Origin of the sequence: Inquilinus limosus MP06, from assembly GCF_000767795.1 — a bacterium.
In the GTDB taxonomy this organism is placed as follows: Bacteria; Pseudomonadota; Alphaproteobacteria; order DSM-16000; family Inquilinaceae; genus Inquilinus; species Inquilinus limosus_E.
Genome location: NZ_JANX01000857.1, coordinates 1 through 1,861, shown reverse-complemented (window position 1 = coordinate 1,861; position 1,861 = coordinate 1). Strand labels below are relative to the sequence as shown.

3 protein-coding genes and 1 pseudogene are annotated in these 1,861 nt (G+C 69.5%); 3 read left to right on the top strand and 1 reads right to left on the bottom strand.

Going from position 1 to position 1,861, the window contains the following annotated elements:
- Window positions 1-294 (bottom strand): annotated as a pseudogene (locus P409_RS33255) (hydroxymethylbilane synthase); the annotation flags it as partial.
- Window positions 295-368: 74 nt separating this feature from the next.
- Here P409_RS33255 and P409_RS33250 point away from each other — a divergent pair.
- From P409_RS33250 to tsaD, 3 genes are all read left to right on the top strand, one after another.
- Window positions 369-665 carry a type II toxin-antitoxin system ParD family antitoxin gene (locus P409_RS33250; RefSeq protein WP_238578830.1) on the top strand — a complete coding sequence of 99 codons (297 nt, stop codon included), beginning with the start codon at window positions 369-371 and terminating at the stop codon, window positions 663-665.
- A complete protein-coding gene (locus P409_RS33245) occupies window positions 662-991 on the top strand; it encodes a type II toxin-antitoxin system RelE/ParE family toxin (RefSeq protein ID WP_034848758.1) in 330 nt (109 codons plus the stop codon). Before P409_RS33250 ends, P409_RS33245 begins: the two co-directional genes overlap by 4 nt.
- A gap of 51 nt (window positions 992-1,042) precedes the next feature.
- On the top strand, window positions 1,043-1,861 hold an 819-nt coding region (gene tsaD, locus P409_RS33240; RefSeq protein WP_034848755.1), incomplete at its 3' end, for a tRNA (adenosine(37)-N6)-threonylcarbamoyltransferase complex transferase subunit TsaD.

Here is a 1,861-nt window from a genome sequence, read left to right as displayed (position 1 = left end):
GATGATCAGCCCGTCCGGCAGCCGGGTCGGCATGTCCTTCATCGAATGGACGGCGATGTCCAGGCTGCCGTCCAGCAGGCCGTCCTCGATCTCCTTGGTGAACAGTCCCTTGCCTCCGATCTCGGACAGCGGGCGGTCCTGCACCCGGTCGCCGGTGGTGCGGACGGCCTGGATCTCGACCGCGCCGGGGGCGGCCAGGGCCGGATGCGCCGCGATCAGACGCCGCCGCGTCTCCTCGGCCTGGGCGAGGGCAAGGGCGCTGCCGCGCGTGCCGATGCGGAGAACGGTGTCCATGGCCCGACTTCTAGAAGGCCGGGGGCCGGCGGGCAAGCCATGCGCGGCGGTTGCGGCGACGTGGCTGGTTGGGGATGAAGGGCTTGCCAAATTTTGCCAAGACGCTCATTCTTCCAGACATGAGTACGATGAACATTTCCTTGCCTGAGAGCCTCAAGTCCTTTGTCGACGAGCAGGTCAGCCAGCGCGGCTACGGCACCAGCAGCGAGTATGTGCGCGAGCTGATCCGCAAGGACCAGGATCGTCAGCGGCTTCGCAGCTTCCTGCTCGCAGGCGCCGAGTCACCGCTCACCCCGCCGATCGACGCCGCATATTTCGAAGGATTGCGAGACCGGATCCGCAAGGCTGCGAAGTCCGGCGACGAGGAGTGAGGTCCAAGCCGATCGCCCTGCGCGAGGAGGCCAGGCGCGATATAGACGATGCGATCGCCTATTATTTTGAGGAGGGGGCTGCCGAGGCCGCGCTCGGCTTCGTCCACGCGTTGGAGCAGGCTTACGCTCACATCAGCCGCCATCCTGCCACGGGTTCTCCCCGCTATGCCCATGAGCTGAGCTTGCCGGGGCTGCGCTCCTGGCCGTTGGCGCGCTACCCTCATCTGATCTTCTACGTCGAGCATGAACACACCATCGACGTTTGGCGCATCGCGCACGGCAAGCGAAACATTCCGGCCTGGATGCAGGATCCCGAGGCTTCCTGAGTTCTTCCGGTCCTTTCGCCGCGCCGCCGGACCGCCTATATCGGGCCGATCATGATCGTGCTCGGCATCGAGACCTCCTGCGACGAGACGGCGGCGGCCCTGGTCGATGACCAGCGCCGCATCCTGGCCAATGTCGTGCTCAGCCAGATCGAGGAGCACGCCCCCTATGGCGGCGTGGTGCCCGAGGTGGCGGCGCGCGCCCACCTGGCCTATCTCGACGGGGTGGTCCGCCGGGCGCTGGACGAGGCCGGGATCGGCCTCGACGCGGTCGACGGCATCGCCGCCACCGCCGGGCCGGGGCTGATCGGCGGCGTCGCCGTCGGGGTGATGACCGCCAAAGGCATCGCCGCCGCGCGCGGCCTGCCCTTCCTCGGCGTCAACCACCTCGAGGGCCACGCCCTGACGGCGCGGCTGACCGACGGGGTCGAGTTCCCCTACCTGCTGCTGCTGGTCTCCGGCGGCCATTGCCAGCTGCTCTGCGTCGAAGGCGTCGGCCAGTACCGGCGCTGGGGCACCACCATCGACGACGCGGTCGGCGAGGCCTTCGACAAGGTGGCCAAGATGCTCGGCCTCGGCCATCCCGGCGGGCCGCTGGTCGAGGCCGCGGCCAGGCAGGGCGACCCGAAGCGCTTCGCCCTGCCGCGGCCGATGGTCGGGCGGCCCGACTGCGACTTCTCCTTCTCTGGCCTCAAGACCGCGGTTCGCCGGGCCGTGGCCGGGCTGCCGCAGCCGCCGGCGGAGCAGGACATCGCCGATCTCTGCGCCGCCTTCCAGGAGTCGGTCGCCGCCTCGCTGGCCGACCGGGCGAAGCGCGCCATTGCCCGCTTCCGGGCCGAGCATCCGGCCGGTGGCGCCTTCGTGGTGGCCGGC